Here is a 21571-nt window from a genome sequence, read left to right on the forward strand (position 1 = left end):
AATATTCGGCCACAGGGAGGTGGCTGGAATAAAACAAAAATATAATTCGGGGAACCATCATTGCAGGGAGGAGGATGGCTGCCGTTACGAAAGGAAACAGGTGACAGTTTATGAGAATTAACCATAATATTTCAGCCTTAAAAGCAAATAACCAGCTGGGCAGAACCAATCGTCTGCTTGACAAAAGCTTAGAGAGATTATCCTCCGGATATCGGATCAACAGCGCTGCGGATGATTCCGCAGGTCTCGCGATTTCGGAAAAGATGAAAACACAGATTGCCGGTCTGGATCAAGGCTCCAGGAATGCGGCGGACGGAATCTCTGTAATTCAGACAGCGGAAGGAGCACTGGTGGAAGTAGAAACCATGCTTCAGAGAATGAGAGAGCTGTCGGTTCAGTCGGCAAACGGCACCTATACTGCGGAGGACCGGGCTGCGATTCAGGCAGAGGTGGATCAGCTGAATGCGGAGATAGCCAGAATCGGAAGGGATACGGAATTTAATACCATGCCGCTGCTGGATGGAAGCATTGATCAAAAGTCCTTTTCCAATGACGACAGTGTAAATTTGATTTCCTTATCTGATACGGTGGGGGTTGGCCCTTATATGATAAGAATAACGCAGGATGCAAGACAGGCGGTAGTGGTTGGCACTAAAGTGGATACCTCGGGTTTGGTCAGTGATAAAGTGCCGGTAGCATCAGCCGGAAAGATTAATATTAATGGCGAAACCGTGGAAATTAAGGCCGGGGATAGTCTGGATGATGTCTTCCAGAAGCTTCGGGATACCTGCAACACAGTTGGAATCAATGTATTTGCAGATGCGAATGGAACAGTTAATATAGACCCGGCAGCAGATCCTCCCACAGGGATGGTTGCGGAGAACGCAGGATATAATCCGGTAAAATTGGCGAATAACACCAACTTGGTTTTTGTGTCCCGTGAATATGGTTTTAAGCAGAAGATGGAAGTATACTGTGATAATCCGGATTTGTGTAAATTGCTTGGGCTCACAACGGGCGGAGTCAAGGCAAGGGGTGTGGATGCCAAGGCGGAGGTTATGATTGATACGGGCAGCGGTTCGACTAAAACCAGCGAATTCAACAACACGGCTACAGTATCGGCGGACGGAAATAAGATTACCGTATCAGACCGCAGCAATTTTAAAATGGTATTCCAGGTGGGATATAGAGCGGTTCAAACAGACTTTGTAGATGCCATAATTCCAGATAATACAACAGCGCCAGACCCAGATGACGCAGGCCCTAACACATCCTCCGGCATACCAATTAGTCCGGTCGTGTCCGTACTGGATGCTGGCCCCATGGACTTGCAGATCGGTGCTAACGAAGGACAGATTATGTCCGTAAGAATTCCGAAAGTCTCGCCGGAGACACTGGGAATTGATAAGCTGAACATGGGAACGGCGGACGGTGCCCAGGAAGCGATAGGTCTACTGGATATTGCAATTAATAACGTATCCGCAATCCGTTCCAAGCTGGGTGCTTATCAGAACCGTCTGGAGCATTCCATTGCCAACCTGGATACGACATCGGAGAACTTGACGGAATCCCTGTCCCGTATTTCCGATGTGGATATGGCGGAGGAGATGGCAAATTATACGCAGAAGAACGTACTGGCCCAGGCGGGAACCTCCATGCTGGCGCAATCCAATCAGAGGCCGCAGAACATTCTGTCCCTGCTGCAGCAGTAAGGGATATCTGCTGCCGGGAAGAGGCGGAGGAAGTGACAGGAGGTAGCAGCATTTGAAAAAAGAAGCAGTAAAAGCATTTACCGCACGGGTAACCCAAGCATCCAGGAGCGAACTGACGGTGATCCTCTATGAGATGACTCTGACGGAGCTGAAGGAAGCAAGGGAGGCATATGAGCAGGGAGATATGGCGGTCTTTGATAAGGAGCTGAAGCTGGCCCAGAAATATGTGACAGAGCTTCAGGCTACGTTAAATTACAGCTATGCGATATCCTATGAACTGCTCAGCCTGTATCTGTATGTAAACAAAGAAATTGTTACGGCAATCGTCCGGAAGGAACCGGAGCCGCTGGATAGCGCGGAGCAGGTATTAAAGACACTTCTGGTCGGCTTTGAAGGCGTAAGCAGGGCGGATCAAAGCGGCCCGGTGATGCGCAATACACAGCAGCTTTATGCGGGACTGACCTATGGGAAAGGCTATCTCAATGAGACCTATGTGGATCCCAATGATAAGAACCGGGGATTTATGGCGTAAATCGGATAAATTGGTTTGATCGGATGAATCCATGGGGGCAGGAATATTGTAAAATAAGAGAGCATAAAGGAAAATGCGGTGTTTAGAAGACACGAATAAAAGGCCTGGGGTTACAGCTTTAATAACTCCGGGCCTGCTTTTATTCGTTCTATCTATTCGGGTAATTCTTAAGGCTTTATAAAATCGAGACATTTCCAGAGAACGTCATCATACCCCATGCCCCTTGAAGTTGGGGTCGCCTGCATGACAAAGATAGTATTTTTCTCCGGGAATACGGTAATATTCTGCCCGCCGAAGCCCCGGCAGCCGTACCAGCCTTCGCCCAGCCACCAGAGAAAGCCGTAGCCGGGATTGCATTTTGACGGAGCAACGGCCTGGGCAATATACTCCTCAGAAACAATGGGCTTTCCATTGTAATGCCCTTTTTCTAAAAACAGCTGTCCAATCTTTTGCATGTCTGCTGCTGTCAGGTTAGCAAGGCTTTCCTGAGTGCCCTCGTCACCCTCGGCAACGCTGTAGTACACGCCGCAGGGACTTTGATACCAGCGTTTGCTTTCAATTCCCAGGGGTTGATACAAATTCTGATCCAGAAAATCATACATATCCCCGCAGGCACGGTTCAACAGCCCGGCAAGCAGGAGGACATCCCATTCCTTATAATTATATTTTGTTCCGGGCAGGTCGGTCACGGCGCAGTCTGAGATATGGGAGATCCAGTCATCACTGCGGCGCATCTGTGTAAGCATGGGGCAATGATAATGCACCCCGCCGTTAAAATAAATTCCGGAGGACATGGTGAGAAGATGCCGGAGGGTAATTGCCCGGTGAAGTGGATCACGGCCCTGGTTAAACTGAGGAAGATACCGGCATATCGGTTCATCGAGACCTTGGATCAAGCCCTGGTCAAGGGCAATTCCCGCACAGATGGACATAATGCTTTTGGCAACGGATTTAATGACGTTTCTGCTGCTCTCAGTAAAGCCGTTGTAATACCGTCTGGCCAGGATTTCCCCGTCCTGCCACAGCAGCAGGCTGTTGATCTGCCGGTAATGTTTCCCGCGAATATAATCGTCAATTGCACTGTTTAAATCCGCTTTATTCATTTCAAATACCTGCCTATGATGGAGTCGGGGCTGCTTTTCAGTTCCGAGGGCGTACCCTGGGCAATGAGATCTCCGCCATCGCTGCCGCCGCCCCTGCCCAGCTCGATGAGATAGTCACAGTTGGATAGTACATAGGGATCATGCTCGGTTACAATGATGCTGTTCCCTCGGTCAACCAGCTCGTTCATTAGTTTCAGAAGCCGTTCGCTGTCATAAAAGGAGAGTCCTGTGGTGGGCTCGTCCAGAATATATAGGGCGCCCTTTGCATTTTTGCCCTTGGATAATTCCTTTGCCAGCTTGATACGCTGGCTTTCTCCGCCTGAAATAGTGGGAGTGGCTTGTCCAAGCTTGATATAGCCCATTCCCACACGCTGTAAAATATTCAGCATACTGAAAATGTTCTTGTCCTTTTCGGCAAAAAAATCCTTCGCTTCATCAACACTCATTTCAAGAATCTCACGAATGTTTTTCCCATCCAGAAGAATCTCCATGGCTTCGGGGATATAACCGCTTCCCCCGCAATCCTCACAATCCACATCAATAAAATTACCAAAGCCGACATGATAGTGAACAACCCCGTCACCCTTGCATTTAGGGCAGCCGCCCTCGCTGTTGACGGAGAAAAGTCCAGGGGTGCAAGCTTGTTGCTTGGTCTGTCCGGCTTCGGCGAAAAGGACACGGACACGGTCAAAAATACCGGTGTAGGTAGCGGGGCAGGAGGTTCTGCTCCTGCCGATGGGGCGCTGGTCAATCACATAACAGTGCCGGATATGCTGGGTGCCGGTCAGCGTGGCATCGGAAACCTCTTCGGTATCCTCCTCTGCCACACATCTGGCCTTTAATAGCTCTTTTAACTTGGGGACAAGGGTATCGGAGATCAGGCTTGATTTCCCGCTTCCTGAAACCCCTGCAACCCCCACCATAACCCCCAAAGGGATAGTTACGGCAACATTCCTAAGATTATGCAGATTGCAGTTGGAGAGGGTCAGAACCTTCTCCCGGTCAGGCATCCGGTAGCTGTGCTTGATGGCAAAACCGCTTTTCTGTAAAAGGTAGGGCGAAGTCCGGGATTCTTCACAATGCAGAAATTCTTCATAACCGCCCTCATAAATCTTAATACCCCCAAGGATACCTGCATCGGGGCCGAGATCCACAATATAATCTGCCTTGCGCATGAAATTCTCGTCATGCTCGACTGCAATTACGGTATTTCCCGCATTGACAAGATTACGGATAATGCGGATCAGATTTTCCTTCTCCACCTCATGAAGGCCGATGGTTGGCTCATCAAATACAAAGATAATAGAATCCATTTCCGCAATCAGATACGAGGCCAGAAACAGCCGCTGAATCTCACCGCCGGAAAGAGTGGGAACGGGCCGGGACAGGGCCAGATGATGCAGCCCCACATCCACCATACAGGAAAGCTTTATAATAATTTCCGTCAGCAGCGGATTCCCTGCATTTGTGTCACTCTTCAAAAGTGCAAGTAAGTCACTGATATATAGGTTTTCCATTTCCGTAATTGTTTTCCCGCAGACAGTTGTATGGGAGGCCTGTTCGCCTATGCCTGTCCCGCCGCATTTCGGACAGGAAACCTGTTTTACACAGGTGAGCTGGGAAATCCAGTTATGCTTGCCGATGCTCCAGCGAAAAGCATTAATCAGCCAAGGAATAAGGCCGTCGAAATTATTTCCGCCGTATTTGAACAGGAGGAGCTGTTCCTCGGTCAGGTCCTTTAAACGTGTATCCGGCGTTATCCCGGAGGCACGCTGAAATTTCCTGAGGACATGCTGAAGATGCCTGGCTTCCCCGCCGAACAGTTCGCGGAGCATGAGATTGCTGTCAGAGAAAACCGCGTTCTCCTCCACCTTGAAGATCTGGCCGTTCCCCAGACATTTCACGCACATTCCCTTTGGGGAATTCTTCTGAAACATGGAGATATCCAGAGGAAGTCCATCGTCATAGGCCGCGTCCCGGACACCGTAATTTGCAAACAGAGCCGCCAGAAGAGTGCTGATTTTAATACGGGTGCCCACGGTGCTTCGGGGATTGGACTGGCGGATAATGCGCTGTTCCACGGCTACGGTGGGGGACAGTCCGGTAATGCTGTCAAAGCTCGAGACGCTGTCAACCATGAACTGGGTGCCGGAAAACATCAGATAACGGCGCTTCCCTTCCTCATAGAGGGTGTCAAAGGCAAGGCTTGATTTGCCGCTTCCCGAAACGCCGGTGATCACCGTAAGCTTATGCTTTGGAATAGTGACATCAATACCCTTGAGATTATGTATTCTTGCGTTTTTTATCGTAATGTGATTTTTCACAGGAGCCTCCACATGCTTCTTATTTTGAGATTATATACGGATATCTTATATCATAGTATGACCTGTGATGTTTGACAATCAAAAGTTTTCAAAGAGGTAAGCATTTGAGAATTTGAAAAACGGTCATTGCGTACTTGAGAAAAGGTTTTAGGATGGGCTGCTGGCGGTAATCTTCAATCTTTCGCTGAATTTCAGTATCGGGGACAAAGCGGTTGTACTGATCGTATAGCTCGTCCAATGGGGGTTGCATCTCGTGTCACCTCCTGTTAGTGACACGGGATACCATCTTTCTCAGCGGAAGTCTATTAAATATATATTTTTTAATCCCGAGTTGCCTTATTATTTGTAATCGCCCTGTTTATGATGAAGCGCGTCTGCCAGACCCGGCAGGACGCCATGAAGGCAAACGCCTATATGGACGCGCAGTGGCCGCAAATTGTCCCTATGATACCGTGGACTTCTCTAGGACTTCCGTATATATTTTCTGTTATGATATTTTATATTCCTGATATAGCTGCTCACGCAGATTTTCATCTTCGGTGACTTGCCCCCAGTTCGTTCATCCGGTTGTCTGCGAGAAGACATTTGACCAGTCGGGCAAACTTGGCTGCTCCGGCCGCTGCAAAAGGGTATGGAGCAAAGCCGGGTTTTTGCGAACCCGCGCCTTCCTCCATACCCTTTTGTAATATTCCCTTCAGACTGGTATCTCTATAAGTCAGCAATATCTTTGCTCTGTAGCTTTTGCCTGTTTCAGCAGGAAATGATATCGGTTCTGAATTGCGTTCATTTCATAGATACAGCTGTCTATCAGGTCGGGATCTATGACATTCTCAAAGTTGGAGTATGCGGCTTCCAACGCAATTTTGGTCCGGTTAATCTCATTCAGCAGCAAAAGGTTCTCTTTTGATGGCCGTCTCTTTTTTCTAAATAGTGGCATTGCTTCACCATCCCTATTTATATTTTGCCTATAGTATGGACAAAAATGCTGCCTATTATTCTATTAATTAACATAAAATGGTTTAAGACGTATATAAATGTATTAGGAAAAGCAATTGAGGGACAAGAAAAAGGAGCAGAAGGGCATGAACGGCTATATATTTATTGTGATTATTTTCGCATGTGTTATCTTTATCGGCGCCTGCATCATCCGGCGGAGACCGGATCTGCTGGTGGATTTTGCACTCCGCGCCTGCTTTGGTACAGCGGGGATCTACTTGCTGAATCTGGCCCTGAGCATACAGGGGTATTCGCTGAATGTGGGGGTCAATGGAATTACAGTGCTGACCAACGGTCTGTTGGGACTGCCGGGATTTTTGCTGCTTTATGGGCTGTCCTTCTATTACGGGTAATTCCATGATAGGGTGTTGATTTTTCAGAAAGATATGATAAACTTATAGTTAGCACAATCTAACTCTGTGTTTCATGCAGAGTTTTTTTCTGTGATAATAAAATCAGAGGGATTGTATCAGGCAATAACAGGTTAGTAATTTATCTGGAAATATAATAGGAGGAGGATGTGTCATGGATTGGGTACTCATATCACTTATAGCAGGACTTATCAGCGGAATATGCTGGCTGATTGGAGATGTTTTTTTGGTTGGCTTTGATGTGGAGGAAGAAAAATATAAAGACTTTTTTCAAGATACAGGGATTAAAAACAAGAAAATGGCCGTACTGATGCTCACGGGTTCTGTTTCTCGCTTACGTTTTGGCGCGTTAATCGCTAATTTCTCCATTCCGTTTATGTTATTTTCCGCCTTTTCGCTCTATAAACTGGCGGACTCCTCTCTCTGGGCCGCAATTGCGGCAGTTCTGCAGACGGGTGCATGTAAATGGGAAAGCGTATGTGAATAGGAAAGCGCGCAGGAGCATTAAGCGCATAGGAATAGTAAAGAGAACTTCAAAGAGAATAAGAGGCGGATTGTGAAAAAAAGCAGATTATATTGAAAAATTTGTATGATTATTACAAAAATATTTCGATATCAGGCTTTAAGGTTGACAGGAAATGCCACATATTGTAATATGGGGCTGTGAGAACAGTCAGACCCTTACAAGACAAATCTTATATTACAGGAATAAAATGCGTGTTCCTGTAATCGGGATGGGCGGCGCAAAAGCAGCGCCTTTTATCAGAAGTATAAAACCACTTCTGATAACTTATATTACAGGAACAAAATGCGTATTCCTGTAATCGGGATGGGCGGCGCAAAAGCAGCGCCTTTTATCAGAAGTATAAAACCACTTCTGATAACTTATATTACAGGAACAAAATGCGTGTTCCTGTAATCGTGGTGCACGATTTGGATATAGTCATTCTTATAACTTATATTATCAAAGCAGTTTCAGTAATTTCAGAAGTTAAATTCTTATTATTTCCCACAATACATAGGGCTCCTTTTATACAAAACAAAGCAGGAAAGGTGGCGATAGATGCCTTGATAAAGATTGCGCTCTTTGATTCGGATTCCGTCTATGCAGGCAGATTCCTGGAATATTTCAATCATAAAAAAGAGTTTGGTCATGATCTTAGGGTGTTCACAAAGAAGGAGAAGCTGGAGGAGTATCTGCTGTCCAACCGAATTGAGATTTTGCTTCTTGGTTCGCAGGAGGCCCTTAGTGAGGGCCTGCAGGAAAAGGTAAAGTATTGCTGCCGTTTGACAGAAAGCAGGGAGGAGGGTATCTATAAATATCAATCCGTTCAGGGTATTATGAATCAGCTTCTGGGAGGATATTTTCAAAGGCAGGAGAGCGCTCCGGGGGAAGAAGGGGAGCGTTCCGCAATAATTTATACGGTGTTTTCACCGGAAGCATCCGCTTGGGACAAGTTATTTGCCTGGTCCATGGCCTTTCAGCTTTCCAGACAGAAGAAGGTGCTGTTTTTCCCGCTGGAGCTGCTGCCCGTTGTAAATTTTTCTTTTCTGGAACGGAGAAGGGAGGGGCTGAGCGAATTTATTTACTATTTGAAAGGAAATCCAAATTATATGCTGAAAATGAAAGAGCTTCTTAATTATGGAGGAGGGATATTCTATCTGACAGAGGCTTCCCACGGATTTGACCTGCAATCTCTGAGCAGAGATGATATTCAAAGATGGATGGAGGGGCTGCGAAAAAGTATGGAATATCAGGCGGTGATATTTTATCTTGGCTATTATCATGAGAGCGGTATTGAGCTTATAAAGCTGAGTGACCGGAGCTATATTTTAAATGATGTCAGTGCGGCAGGTCCCGGTGAGTCTGGCCGTCTCCATGAATGGGGAAGGCAGTTGGAGTGTATCGGTACCGATCCGTGTCAGGACAGCTTCCGATATGTTCTCCGGCCGCCGGATTACAGGAAGTCGGATTACGAAGAAACACAGTATCGCAGCCTGCAGGAGCTGAGCGGCTGCTCCGCCTGGCAGCAGGCGGCAGAACAGCTTGGGCCAGGCGGAGGACACCGATGAGGCACACAAGGGAAGGACTTCGCCAGCAAGTCATCGAATCCATCGATCTGCATCGGGAAGTGGGCGATGAGGAATTACTGGAGACCATTGACCGCACTCTTATTGACCACAGCAAGGAGGAATACATCAGCATCCAGGAGAAGCAGAGATTGCGGAAGGACATCTTTAACTCAATCCGCAGACTGGATATCCTTCAGGAACTGATTGAGGATCCGGCAATCACTGAAATCATGGTCAATGGCCCGGATCACATCTTTATTGAAATTGACGGGAGAATTCATCTCAGCAGCCGTCAGTTTGAATCGGTGCGAAAGCTGGAAGATGTAGTGCAGCAGATGGTATCCCATTCAAACCGGATGATTAATGAAGCATCCCCCATTGTAGATGCCCGGCTGGCCGACGGGTCCCGTGTCAATGTGGTTCTGCCGCCGGTGGCATTAGAAGGCCCCATTATTACCATTAGAAAATTTCCGAGCCAGCCCATCACCATGGAGCGCTTGATCCAGCTGGAAGCCATTACCGCAGAGGCAGCCGATTTCTTAAAGCAGCTTGTCATTGCCGGTTATAATATCTTTATCAGCGGTGGTACCGGTTCCGGTAAGACCACATTTCTTAATATCCTGTCCAATTACATTCCCCCAACAGAACGCATCATAACAATCGAGGATTCCGCCGAGCTCCAGATACGTCATATCCCTAATCTGGTCAGACTGGAAGTGCGCAATTCCAATACCGAGGGCACCAACGAGATTACCATCAGGGACTTAATCAAGGCCAGCCTTCGAATGAGGCCGGACAGAATTATTGTGGGAGAGGTGCGGGATACGGCGGCAATTGATATGCTTCAGGCTTTGAACACGGGACATGACGGCTCCCTGTCCACGGGACACGCCAACTCGCCGGCAGATATGCTGAGCCGGCTGGAAACCCTGGTGCTGATGGGCACAGAGATTCCCCTGCTGGCAGTTCGCAAGCAGATCGCTTCAGCGATTGATATTATTGTTCACCTGGGAAGGCTGCGAGACCGCTCCCGGAGATTGCTGGAGATTACGGAGGTCTTAGGATGCCCGAACGGTGAGATCCTGCTGAATCCCATCTACGAATTTATAGAAACCGGAGAGGTCAAGGGAAGGGTAACAGGAGGCCTGGTACAAAAAAATGAATTAAGCTCTCTTGACAAGCGAAAGAGAGCCGGCATAGGAGAAGTTTGAAAGAAAGACAGGGGTATATATGAAGGATTATAACAGCTACATATTCAATATCAGAGAAAAAGGAAGATATCTTTTGCAGGGATGCTGCGGAGCAGTCTTTATTGGATATCTGTTTTACAGAAGCATCCCCGGCATTCTTCTGTTGCTTCCTCTGGTTTGCTTTTATCTCAAGAAAACGCAAAAACGTTTAAGAGAGGAGCGAAAATGGAAGCTTAATCTGGAATTCCGTGATGGAATCCTGGCGCTGGCAGCCGCTTTGGAGGCGGGATATTCCTCGGAAAACGCATTGGAGGAGGCGGGCAAGGATTTGACTCTTATCTACCCCGGGGATGCCATGATCATACAGGAGTTTAAGTACATGACAAATCAGATTCGTACAAACACGACAGTGGAAAAAGCTCTGGAGGATTTTGCAGCCAGAAGCGGTGTGGAGGATATCCAAAGCTTTGCCGAGGTTTTTGGCACGGCAAAGCGCACCGGAGGGGATCTTCTTCATATCATCAAGCTGACCGGGGATATCATCAGTGATAAAATCGAGGTAAAACGGGAGATTATTACCCTGATTACGGCAAAACGCCTGGAAGCGAATATCATGAAGGGAATCCCCCTGTTAATTCTCATCTACCTGTCGGTAGGGTCTCCCGGCTTTCTGGATCCCCTGTATCATAATGTATTAGGAATCATTCTTATGACAGGCGTTCTTGCAGGGTATCTTGGAGCATATCTGGTTATTGATAAAATTACCGCCATTGAGGTGTAGAAATGCCGGACAGAGAAAATGATTCATTAAGAGTTTATGAGAGGAGCAAAGAGATTGATTATCATCAATATAATAATTCTGATCTTACTGGCAATCTTTTATGTATATTCCCTGCGAAGACCCAGGGAATGGCTTCAGCAGGCGGATAAGAAGGAGCATAAGCTGTACGCGCTGTATCCCCTGGCGGATTTCATCTTATCCTCAACGGGTCTTGACCGGAGACTACAGAAAAAGGAGGAAATTCATAACTCCATCCGGGCCTTGAAGGTCACTTCAAAGCCGGAACAGCTACAGAGACTGTATTGGTGCGGGAAGGTGGCAATGATGCTGATTATTCTTCCGGCTTTTTGTATCCTGTCCATTCTTGGGCAGATTAGTGCAAAGGACGGGAGGTATCTCAGGGAAGGCGGATATCTGCTTCGACCGGAGCAGGGACAGGGAACCAGGGAAGTGGAACTTACGGTAGACTTTACAGAAGAAAGGAACAAGGAGGGGGCGAAGGAGGAGCCGGGAGAGGAAAGCAATCCAATAAGCTCCCGCAGTCTTACCCTTCGAATTCCGGAGCGCAGATATACGGAGGAGGAGCTGGAGAAGCATTTTCGGGAGGCGGAAGCATATCTCAGAAAAAAGGTTGTTGGAAAAAACAGCAGCTCAGAAGCCGTGTATGAGAACCTTTATTTTTGTGAGCAAATTCCGGGTACCGGGATCAAGGTAAAATGGGAGCCGGAGAATATCCGGTTGATTCAAAGCGACGGTACGGTAAACAACGGAGAACTGCAACAGAGCATCCATACGGGAGTCACGGTAATATTAATTTATGGAGAGAGGAGAACCAGCTTTACCGTGTCCTTTGAAATCATGCCGAAGCAAGTCAGTGAAGAGGAAGAAGTGGACAAGAAGCTGGTGCAGGAGATAGTCCAGGCAGAGGAGAGGACAGCAGAAGAACATGAGCTTAAGCTGCCGGACCGAATGGATCCCTATGACCTGCGTTGGAGTGAAGAGAAGGACAATACCGGGATGACCGTGTTCTTTCTGGGGCTTCTTCTTGCGGCTGCGGCCTGGATTGCGGGAGACCGGGAGCTGCAGGAACAGATGAAACGCCGCCGGGAGCAGCTGCTGATGGATTATCCGGAGATTATTAATAAATTCACCTTGCTGGTGAACGCTGGGATGACAGCGAGGCAGGCATGGTATAAGATCTCGCAGGATTATTCCGGCAAAGGCTGCAATCGGGGGACAAAGAAGCGCTATGCCTATGAGGAAATGCTGGTTACTGCTCATGAGCTTAAGCTGGGAATTTCAGAGGGAACAGCCTATGAACAATATGGAAGAAGAATTGGCCTGCTTCCCTATATCAAATTCAGTTCTCTGGTATCCCAGAATTTGAAAAAAGGAAATAAGGGGTTTACCGAACAGCTTCGGCAAGAAGCCCTGGAAGCCTTTGGAGAGAGAAAGGAGACGGCCAAAAGGCTGGGAGAGGAGGCAGGGACGAAGCTTCTGGCTCCTATGATGCTAATGTTAATTCTGGTATTTATTATAATACTGGTTCCGGCATTTTTATCTTTTCAAATCTAAAGGCTGCCTCAATAAATTAAAATAAGGAGAGTTACCCGTATATCAGGGTAAAAGAATAAGGATGAAGCATAAAATTAAGAAGATGGGTTCCAATATAGCAAAAATACAGCTGGACGGCATCGGAGTAATTGAGATTATTCTGATATTGGTCATCATAATCGGGCTGGTATTGATCTTCCGGCAGCAAATCGGAGATATCATCGCAGCGGCCTTTGAATCAATCAAGGCAGATACGGCTGGGATATCTGAAAAAGTTGTGATTGACTAAGTAAGGGAGGGTTAAGAATCAGAAAACAAAAAGATCTTTTAAAGGGTTCCATTACAGTATATCTTGCGCTGATTTTAATTCTTATCCTCTCTTTTGTTCTCACAATCATCGAAGGTGCGCGAGTCAGTACGGCTAAAGTTTTTACCAGCCGGGCCATGACCACGGCAATGGATTCGATTTGTGCAGAATACTACCGGCCGCTGTGGGAAGAATATCATATTTTTGGATATCATTGCGGTGCGGCAGATGGCAGCGGCAAGGAGGAGAGGATTGTAGAGAAATTAAAGGAATACATGTCCTATACCCTTGATCCAAACCTGGGATTAAAGAAAGAAGGAGAAAAAGGGCCGGAACTCTACGGCATCAGCATCGACTCCCTGTCCGTAGGAACTCTGACCGGACTAATGGATTATCAAGGCGGGCTTTTTCTAAAGGAAGCAGTTGAATACATGAAGTATAAGGAGGTAGCGGACGGCATTGCCCTGCTTCTGGACAAGCTGTCCTTGCTTGAGACACCAAAGAAGGTCAGCGCCATCTATAAAGAAAAACTGGCTGCGGAACAGGAGCTGGCAAAGGCTGATAAAAGCATTCTCAAACTGATGAAGCTTCTGGATGGGGTTAAGACGTCAAAAACAGGAATCAAACTGGATCGAAACGGCAGGCTGCAGACAGAGGAAAGCTTTGTAAAAATGCTCTGTCCGGAGACCGTGTCCATGGCAAGTGCAGCCATTAACCACCATGCCGTGTTTGAAGCAGTAAAGGAACGCTATGTGAGCGCTCCGGACATCGGCGGACAGATCAGGCAGGAATTAGCTGAGCTTATTTCAAATCAAGAGGAAATGATCCATATCAGCGATGAGATCGATGGAGCTTCAGAAGCCCTGGAGGAGGCCAAGGCACAGCTGGCCGTACAAAAAACCTTGGAGAAGGAGGAGGAAGACGGCGGTACCGAGGACGGTTTAGAGAAGAAAGGCAAAGAGACTGATCCGGAGGAGATGGATGTGCCGGATCAGAACAACCCGCAGCATCTTCAGGACAGAGTAACTGCCATAGAAGAGCAGCTCAGCCGTCTGTATGGCAGGGAGGGAGAGCTAAGACAAGAGAAACAGGAACGAATATCCTCTGTAAAGGACAAGCTTAATAATATAAAACGCCTTGCCGGGTCCATTCACCCCATTATCAGGGAAGGACAGGAGGAGATAAACGGCATTCAACCCGTCATAGAGCGGGGCTCCGCGCTGATGAGATCCTTTGAAGAGCGCCTTGCGGCAGAGGGAAGCAGTCTTGATACGGCATTCTATGAGAGTCTTCAGAAAAGCCTGGAAGAAATGCGGCACTACATATCTCAGCAGGAAGGGCGGAAAGGAATTTCAGAAATGAGTCCAGTCCTGGAGAAGAATTACGATTGCCTTACCCAGGCAAGGGATACTGCCGATCAAATGCTGGGGTGCCTGACACGGGAGGATTATTCCGGGGCAATTTACGAGGCAGACATCCTGCTGGACGGTCTGAAGGATTATGATATTAAAAGCCTGTGTCTGGACTACAGTACCCTGACTCTGGATCAGTCCGGCAGGGAAAATCCCGCGGAACAGGTCTTCGGGCAAATTAAGAATGGGATCACAGGCCTTGTGATCGAAGCGGATAAAATCTCGGAGAAGAAATTGACCGGATTGCAGCTGCCTTCCGCGGAAGCTGCGTTACAGACAGAGAATCAGGATTTTGAAGCCATGATTAACGGGTTTTTTAGGGCAGCAATAGAAGGGGCCTTGGGAAAAGAAATGGAGGGGCTTTTTGACGGCTTCGGAAATGAGGCCAGAACAGAGGGATTGATAGGCAAAAGCTTGGACGGATTGGCAAAGCATCTGCTGTTCCGGGAATATTTGAGGGAGCATTTTACCTGTTACCGGCCGGAGCAGAATCTCCGGCATACAGAAAAACCTTCTGCTTTAAATTATGAGATGGAATACCTTTTAATTGGAGAGCAGTCCGACCGTGAGAATTTAACGGCGGTTCTTCTCAAAATCATTTTTTTTCGCATGATACTGGATTTTGTCACCTTACTTGGAGACCGGGCCGGCTGCGATGAGGCAAAGCTGGCCGCGACGGCAATTATAGGTTTTACGGGAATGCCCATGCTGATTCATATTACTCAGGCAATCCTATTGCTGGTATGGTCCTTTGCGGAGGCACTGGCGGATGTCTCTGCTCTGCTCTGCTCCAGGGGAAGGAAGTGCCCGTATTAAAGGAGAGGCTGACCCTGAAATTGCCGGAAATTTTCTTGATCAGTCACAGCTTTCTAAAGACAAAGGCGGCAGCCTACACGGAAACAGGACGATTATCCCTATCCTATGAGGATTATCTGAGAGGATTTTTAATGCTAAAAGGAGGGGAAGAGATAATCTATCGGTCTATGGATCTAATTCAGGAAAATCTAAATCTACGTTATGAAGAAAGCTTCCATATGCGGGATTGTCTGTTTGGCCTGGAAGCGGAGGCCCAATATAGTATCGCGTCCCGTTTCCTCGCTCTTCCCATGGTTTCACGATATCTTAATAAAGAGATAACAGGTTGTACTTTCTTCGAAAAAGCAAGCTGCAGCTATTAATCTTTTCTATGATGGACTGGGATGTCCGTTCTTCTTTTCATGCCTCAGGGCATTATAATCAACCCCCTAAAAATAAAACAAAAAATAATAAATCTCTCTCCAGGAAATCATTTGCCAAACAAGAAAGAACGGACATCCCAGTCCATTATAGAATACACGAAGCCCGGATTGCGATTTCCGGCAGCAGGAATGAGCCCGGGAATAGACCGGGCTGCCGGTACCGGCGGCTGCGGTGCATGCAAAGGAATTGGTGATCAAGGAAATATGAGGTATGGAAGCAATTATAAGGATATAAAAGAAAAGCGTGAAGTTAAGGCATCTCTGACAGTGGAAGCGGCCTTGGTGCTGCCGGTATTTCTCTTTGCTATTCTGTCCCTGTTATATCTGATTCAAATTATAACAGTACAGGAATTTATTCAGGCAGCCCTAACAAAGATGGGATTAAATATGGCGAAAACAGCCTATGTGTATGAGGATTTTGCAGGACTGGAGGAGGCGCTGAATTTTGACGGAACAATATTTGATACGGAAATGGAGGCCGGTCTTGGGGATTTTGCCAAATCAATGGTTGACCGGACCATCCTGAAGCAGTATGGGAAAAAGTATCTGGATGTTGACCGGATCAACCGTTCCTGTATCCGAAAGGGCTTTGAGGGAATAAGCTTCTCGGCATCTGAGATTTTGCAGGAAGAAGACACCATAGATATTATAGTACATTATCGTGTGGCGATACCGGTCAGGCTGATTACAATAGGAGAGCTGCCGATGATGCAGCGGATCAGGGTAAGGGCCTGGACGGGGCATCGGGTGGCGGCAGCCTATGAACTGCAGGAGGAAGCCGGGGAGGAAGAGACAGTATATATTACGGAAAATGGGAGCGTATATCATGTGGATGCGGCCTGCTCCCATATCCGTCTCTCTGTATCCATGGTTTCCGGCATACCGGCGGCACAGAGAAACAGTTCCGGCGGAAAATATTATCCCTGTGAGAGCTGCTGTGAGGGGGAGCATTCTCCCTATGCAGTCTATTACATAACCTCGGATGGAACCAGATACCATACCAGGAGGGATTGCTCCGGGATCAAGCGTACGGTAAAAGCGATTCCCCGGTCAGAGGCAGGCAGCCGTCCGGCTTGTAAACGCTGCGGAGCATCCGGGGAAGGGAAATAACCGGAAATGGTTACTGAAAAATGTAGATTAGAGCCGGAAGCACACAAGGAGGGTGTTTCGGCAGAATGGAGATGATTATGGCAGAGTATGGCATAAAGCTGCTTCTTGGTGTCCTGTTGTTTTCCTGTGCGATACAGGACATATTGAAAAAGAAAATATATCTGTGGACCATTGGGATGGGGGGAGTGATTACTATTCTATGCCTTCCGTTCTGTACCGGCCTGCCGGTGCTTGACCGGATCGGGGGCCTTATCATTGGACTTTGTGTAATTGTGCTCAGTATCATTACAGCGGGTAAAATTGGTGCCGGGGATGGGGCGCTGCTCTGTATTACCGGGGTAATACTTGGCTTTTGGGGAAATCTTGAATTGTTCGGAGCGTCCCTGTTCCTGGCAGCGGTAATCTCGATTTTCCTGCTCGCTCTGCGATGGGCAAACCGTAAAATGAGCATTCCGTTTGTGCCCTTTCTGTTTATCGGATATGTAATCTTGAATTTTTCGGCATGAGGCAGGGGGCATGGAATAAATCAATGAAGGGCGAGTATGATGCAAGCATAACGGTTGAAGCTGCTTTTGTAATGCCGGTCGTTCTTCTCACGGTCTTTGCCCTGATCTGCCTTACGCTGCAGCTTCATGATATATGCCGTATCCAGGGGGTGGTGGATAGGACGCTGCATCAGGCTGGAATATCATATAAGCATCAGACGGATATTGCTTCGGGCGAAATAGATTATGAGAAGATCCGAGACGAAGGAGTGATCCTGGATCTACAGGGAGATCCTTCTATTGGGGAGGAGAAACTCCTGATATATTTAAGCCGGGAGCTGCAAAAGGGGCTGTTCCTGCTAAGAATAGCTGAAATAGAGGCGGACGCGGACAGGAAAAAGGTTTGCATTAAGGCAGAGGCGAAAGCCCCTATATCCCTGCCCTGGGTATCTTCTCTCTTTGCCCGGAGCTCCGATACGGTGATAGCCGGGGATTATCCGGTTCATGACCCGGCGGAAACGCTCAGGCTATGTGAGGTCATTCTGGATACAGGATCACAGGTTAAAGGGGTGGATCAGTTAAAGAGCAGGCTGGAGACTTTTTTAAAGGGGGGAAGGAAGTGAGAGTGGAGTATAAAAGGGATTTGAAGCATAATTATATGGTTATATGGAAACCAGAGGAGAATTTTGCTGAGCCCTATTGTATTCGGATGCTGGAGGAGCCTATCTCCGGCGCAATCCTTTTATTGCAGCAGCATTCCATGGATAATCAGACCTTGTTTTACTATGAGATTACCGGAAAGCAGTCCATGAACCATCTTCTTGAGAAACAGAAATTATCTTATAATCAGCTAAGGCTGCTTATAGAGCATATTCTGGCAGCTTTGGAGGAGGCGTATGAGCATCTGCTTCCGGAGGATGATTTTATTCTGACACCGGAATATATCTATCTGGATATCGTGACGAATATGCCGTCCCTGTGTTTTCTTTCGGGTTACCGGAGGGACAGCAGGAAGCAGATCAGTATTCTTTTAGAATACCTGATGAATAAGGTGAACTATGGGGACCAGAAGGCTGTCATGCTGGTGTACCAGCTTTATGGCGCCAGCCGGGAGGAGGGGTTTACTCTGGGCCATATTGCAGCCATGCTTCACGATGGGGAGGCGAAAGAAGCTGTGCAGAAAAAGCAGGAGGCGCCCGTGCCCATGGAGCATGAGCAGGAGAATAGGAATATCCCTGTTGTAATGGAGAGAATAGAGGAAGAAAAAGAGATCTGCCGATATCCGGTGGCAACTTATCTGCTTACAGGAGTCTGTGCTGTTACCGGAATTGTTATTTTAGTTCTGGGGTTTACATCCGGACTTCTGTATAATTCTTACGGAAGAAGAATCGAATACGGAAAGCTGTTGGGCCTCGTCTTAATTCTTCTGTGCATAGAAGCCTATCTTATGAAAATCATATGGAACAGTAATCACAGGCTGGCTGAAATAATTTCTACGAGGGAATATATCGATCCCCGGCAGGAGGATGTAAAAGAGCTGCCGCCCGACCGGCTTACCAGCAGAGAGCGGAGTATATGGCAGACCACGCTTCGCGGGGAGGAACAGGAGCAGAGAGCTAAGGAGGAAGAGGAGGAATATAACCCCACTTGCATCTTAAATGAAGAAATCAATCCTCACATCTGTGAGATCTCCATCTGTCTGAAATCCTCGGATGAGACCCTTTACCCCTCGATTTCCCTCGAAGAATTCCCCTTCTTCATTGGTAAATTGCGCAGAAATGTGGATTACTGCCTTGAAAAGAGTGCAGTCAGTCGATATCATGCGAAAATTACGAAGGAGAAGGATAACTATTTCATTACGGATTTGAACTCCACCAATGGAACCTATGTGAACGGAGCCAAGCTGGCTTCTTATGAAAAGCGGGAGGTAAAGCACGGAGACAGGGTAGCGTTAGCTGATATTAATTTTGAGTTCAGCTGTATCAGCGCCTTATAGCTTATCCATTACCTCGGACAGGGCCTTGATTACTCTGAGGTACCGTTCATAGCTTTTCGCTTTATTTTGTTTGGCATGTTCTAACAGGCCGATAATAACCGAGTCATTGGAAGGGAGTACATCCAGAAGAACATAATCCGTGCTGAGCTCCAGTGCGGAGCAAAGAGATACCAGGGTGTCCACGGAAAGCTTTCTTGTTCCCCGTTCAATGTGACCCAGGTAGGAAGTGGAGATATCACATTTTTCTGAAAGCTGTTCCTGCGTCAGCTGATGTTTTATTCTGGCCTGTTTTATTTTGATGCCAATCTTAATATAATCCGTTTCTACCATGACCAATCAATCCTCTTAATTCATATAGTTGTGTTTCAAGTTCCTGCAATATATCTATTTTATACAAGTTAATCCATACGGATAACTGACTGAAAGAATTAAATGTTGACAAATAGGATTTTTTGGTATATAATTTTATTAAATCATCAACGAAACGATGTTCTACATTATTCCCTATTAAAATATTTAAGGTAAAATGGTCTCAGGCAGATAAAGCCTGAGGCCATTTTATGTGTGCACATTTAGTAAATATGCTATAAAACATAATAAAAAGGACGAACAATAAAAACACAAATAATACAATATATATTTTTAAAAAACGCAATTAAAGCATAGTTTTTCCAAGCGGGGCTTGGTAGAATTGTTATATCGTAGGAAGGGCGGGATTGGTATGTCTAAATACAGGAAGTTTTTATCAACAGGATATGATATTCTAAAAGGGATCGACCCGGATTTGGAGGGAAACCCTGCGGACCAGAGCTGGAATCTGGACAAATTCCAGAATATTCTTCAATGGCTTGAGGCCCTGTGTTATCATCAGAAACTTTATTATGCGCCCAGACAGAGAGCGGAGCTCACGGGCCTGGTTCAGGTGACGGTGAGGGATGAGACCGGCAGGGGGGTGCCGGCACAGGTAAAGTTCTTCCCTGAGGAAGCAGGAAGACTGGCAGGCGAAGCTCGGGATAAGGAGGACAAGGTTACTTTCTTCCGGGAAATAACGGATTGGCAGGGGAAGCTGGAGACAGAGCTTCCCGCCGGTAATTATTTTGTTGAAATCTCCAGGGGATCGGAATACGAAATATCCGCAGCCAGCCTGAAGGTAACTCCCGGCGGGACTTCCCGTATTGAGGAAGAACTGAAGCTGATATGGAACCTGAGAAAGGAAGGCTGGTATGCAGGTGATCTTCATCATCACAGCATCTATAGCAGCCCGGCATACGGCGGAACCGATCCGGTGGTTGAGACCCCGCAGCTGGTCAGCTGCTCTATGGCCGCAATGGGAGCCTCCTTTGGAGCGCTGAGCGACCATCATAATGTCCTGAATCATGAAGAATGGAAGGCATGTAAGAGGGAGGGATTCACTCCGATTCTGTCCAAGGAAATATCCACCTCCAACGGTCATGTAATGGCCCTGGGCGTAGAGCAGGATATCATATACCGCATTCCGGAACAGGAGAACCGTAGCGATGACTACCTGAGAAATGAATTTATACGGATTACCGGAGAGATTAAGAACCTGGGCGGGCTGCCGCAGATAAACCATCCCTGTGATTTGAGCAGGGCGATCTCCTGGAACCCCCGCTATAATGATATAATAGGGATATTTGAGACGATGGAGATCTGGAATGGCTCCAGTCCCATGATCAAGGGCTCCACCAATGAGAAGGCATTCCGCCTGTGGAAGGAGCTGCTGGAGCAGGGAAGATACATTCCGGCCACGGCGGGAAGCGATACCCATAATATTTATGCCAATGACTATCATGTCTATTTTGACCGGATGGATTGGCTGATGGAGCAGCTATGCAAGGGCAGTCTGTCCCTTCCGGAAGAGATGGAAGAGGAGATTTCCTACCTGTGCCGGTTATTGCAGGAGATGCTGCCCATTCTGAAGAAATGGGCCAATCATAATCTCACCAGCGCAGGAGTAAGAACCTACGCGTATGTTCCGGGAGAGGTTACCCAGGAGAAGCTGCTGACCGCGCTTAAAAAGGGTCACAGCTTCCTGACCAACGGCCCGGTGCTTATTCCTGAGATCGGCGGAAAGCATCCGGGAGAAACGGTCAGCACGGAGGAAGACCGGATCAGCATCCGGCTGAAGCTGGTGTCAAACCGTCCTTTAAAACAGGTAATGCTGCACAGGAACGGGAACCGGGTGATGAGAATTCCTCTGGAAGCCCAGGATGCGGTGCAGAGCAGCTATGATTACAGCCGGATACTATCGGAGATTGATATCAAAGAAACGGATTGGATCTTTTTTGTAGCCTCGGATGACTGTACGAATATGGCGGTTACAAATCCGATCTTTATGAAAAGAAACAGCCCAAAATCATAAGGAG

Annotated in this window: 20 protein-coding genes; 16 read left to right on the forward strand and 4 right to left on the reverse strand. The window is 47.3% G+C overall.

What is annotated here, in order from left to right; all coding sequences use genetic code 11:
- Window positions 1-110: 110 nt before the first annotated feature.
- Window positions 111-1712 carry a flagellin N-terminal helical domain-containing protein gene (locus tag HNQ56_RS00295; protein ID WP_429141627.1) on the forward strand — a complete coding sequence of 534 codons (1602 nt, stop codon included), beginning with the start codon at window positions 111-113 and terminating at the stop codon, window positions 1710-1712.
- A gap of 52 nt (window positions 1713-1764) precedes the next feature.
- Window positions 1765-2244: a flagellar export chaperone FliS gene (locus HNQ56_RS00300; RefSeq protein WP_429141629.1), complete on the forward strand. Its 480-nt coding sequence runs from the start codon at window positions 1765-1767 to the stop codon at window positions 2242-2244.
- A 167-nt stretch (window positions 2245-2411) separates the two neighbouring features.
- Here HNQ56_RS00300 and HNQ56_RS00305 read toward each other — a convergent pair whose 3' ends face one another.
- The 3 genes from HNQ56_RS00305 to HNQ56_RS00315 all read right to left on the reverse strand — a co-directional run bounded on the left by HNQ56_RS00305 (window position 2412) and on the right by HNQ56_RS00315 (window position 6608).
- On the reverse strand, window positions 2412-3347 hold the full coding sequence (locus HNQ56_RS00305; protein ID WP_429141631.1) for a serine hydrolase domain-containing protein: 936 nt from the start codon (window positions 3345-3347) through the stop codon (window positions 2412-2414).
- The gene (locus HNQ56_RS00310; protein WP_429141633.1) at window positions 3344-5671 is read right to left on the reverse strand and encodes an excinuclease ABC subunit UvrA; all 2328 of its coding nucleotides are present in this window, start codon (window positions 5669-5671) and stop codon (window positions 3344-3346) included. The genes HNQ56_RS00305 and HNQ56_RS00310 overlap by 4 nt, the downstream gene beginning before the upstream one ends.
- 715 nt (window positions 5672-6386) lie before the next feature.
- The gene (locus HNQ56_RS00315; protein ID WP_429141635.1) at window positions 6387-6608 is read right to left on the reverse strand and encodes a YaaL family protein; all 222 of its coding nucleotides are present in this window, start codon (window positions 6606-6608) and stop codon (window positions 6387-6389) included.
- 145 nt (window positions 6609-6753) lie between these two features.
- Here HNQ56_RS00315 and HNQ56_RS00320 point away from each other — a divergent pair, with 145 nt between their 5' ends.
- The 13 genes from HNQ56_RS00320 to HNQ56_RS00380 all read left to right on the forward strand — a co-directional run bounded on the left by HNQ56_RS00320 (window position 6754) and on the right by HNQ56_RS00380 (window position 19184).
- Complete coding sequence (locus HNQ56_RS00320; protein ID WP_429141636.1) at window positions 6754-7020, forward strand: pro-sigmaK processing inhibitor BofA family protein; 267 nt, start codon at window positions 6754-6756, stop codon at window positions 7018-7020.
- A 172-nt stretch (window positions 7021-7192) separates the two neighbouring features.
- The gene (locus tag HNQ56_RS00325) at window positions 7193-7525 is read left to right on the forward strand and encodes a hypothetical protein (protein ID WP_429141638.1); all 333 of its coding nucleotides are present in this window, start codon (window positions 7193-7195) and stop codon (window positions 7523-7525) included.
- 581 nt (window positions 7526-8106) lie between these two features.
- The gene (locus tag HNQ56_RS00330) at window positions 8107-9111 is read left to right on the forward strand and encodes a P-loop NTPase family protein (protein ID WP_429141639.1); all 1005 of its coding nucleotides are present in this window, start codon (window positions 8107-8109) and stop codon (window positions 9109-9111) included.
- On the forward strand, window positions 9108-10322 hold the full coding sequence (locus HNQ56_RS00335; protein ID WP_429141641.1) for a TadA family conjugal transfer-associated ATPase: 1215 nt from the start codon (window positions 9108-9110) through the stop codon (window positions 10320-10322). The genes HNQ56_RS00330 and HNQ56_RS00335 overlap by 4 nt, the downstream gene beginning before the upstream one ends.
- A gap of 19 nt (window positions 10323-10341) precedes the next feature.
- A complete protein-coding gene (locus tag HNQ56_RS00340) occupies window positions 10342-11082 on the forward strand; it encodes a type II secretion system F family protein (protein WP_429141642.1) in 741 nt (246 codons plus the stop codon).
- A gap of 36 nt (window positions 11083-11118) precedes the next feature.
- Window positions 11119-12657: a hypothetical protein gene (locus HNQ56_RS00345; protein WP_429141644.1), complete on the forward strand. Its 1539-nt coding sequence runs from the start codon at window positions 11119-11121 to the stop codon at window positions 12655-12657.
- 61 nt (window positions 12658-12718) lie between these two features.
- Complete coding sequence (locus HNQ56_RS00350) at window positions 12719-12925, forward strand: Flp1 family type IVb pilin (protein ID WP_429141646.1); 207 nt, start codon at window positions 12719-12721, stop codon at window positions 12923-12925.
- Between the two features lie 167 nt (window positions 12926-13092).
- Entirely contained in the window at window positions 13093-15171 is a 2079-nt protein-coding gene (locus tag HNQ56_RS00355) for a DUF5702 domain-containing protein (protein WP_429141647.1), read from the forward strand.
- Window positions 15159-15533 carry a DUF5702 domain-containing protein gene (locus HNQ56_RS00360; protein ID WP_429141648.1) on the forward strand — a complete coding sequence of 125 codons (375 nt, stop codon included), beginning with the start codon at window positions 15159-15161 and terminating at the stop codon, window positions 15531-15533. The genes HNQ56_RS00355 and HNQ56_RS00360 overlap by 13 nt, the downstream gene beginning before the upstream one ends.
- Window positions 15534-15644: 111 nt before the next feature.
- The gene (locus HNQ56_RS00365; protein ID WP_429141650.1) at window positions 15645-16703 is read left to right on the forward strand and encodes a hypothetical protein; all 1059 of its coding nucleotides are present in this window, start codon (window positions 15645-15647) and stop codon (window positions 16701-16703) included.
- Window positions 16704-16768: 65 nt separating this feature from the next.
- Entirely contained in the window at window positions 16769-17209 is a 441-nt protein-coding gene (locus tag HNQ56_RS00370; protein ID WP_429141652.1) for an A24 family peptidase, read from the forward strand.
- A gap of 23 nt (window positions 17210-17232) precedes the next feature.
- Entirely contained in the window at window positions 17233-17811 is a 579-nt protein-coding gene (locus HNQ56_RS00375; protein WP_429141653.1) for a hypothetical protein, read from the forward strand.
- 2 nt (window positions 17812-17813) lie between these two features.
- Complete coding sequence (locus HNQ56_RS00380) at window positions 17814-19184, forward strand: DUF6382 domain-containing protein (protein WP_429141655.1); 1371 nt, start codon at window positions 17814-17816, stop codon at window positions 19182-19184.
- Here HNQ56_RS00380 and HNQ56_RS00385 read toward each other — a convergent pair.
- Window positions 19179-19514: a helix-turn-helix domain-containing protein gene (locus HNQ56_RS00385; protein WP_429141657.1), complete on the reverse strand. Its 336-nt coding sequence runs from the start codon at window positions 19512-19514 to the stop codon at window positions 19179-19181. The two genes, HNQ56_RS00380 and HNQ56_RS00385, sit on opposite strands and share 6 nt — an antisense overlap.
- Before the next feature lie 391 nt (window positions 19515-19905).
- On the opposite strand from HNQ56_RS00385, the gene HNQ56_RS00390 reads away from it, so the two are divergent.
- On the forward strand, window positions 19906-21567 hold the full coding sequence (locus tag HNQ56_RS00390; protein WP_429141659.1) for a CehA/McbA family metallohydrolase: 1662 nt from the start codon (window positions 19906-19908) through the stop codon (window positions 21565-21567).
- Window positions 21568-21571: the final 4 nt, after the last annotated feature.

Source organism: Anaerotaenia torta (genome assembly GCF_050433395.1).
Taxonomy (GTDB): Bacteria; Bacillota; Clostridia; order Lachnospirales; family Lachnospiraceae; genus Mobilitalea; species Mobilitalea torta.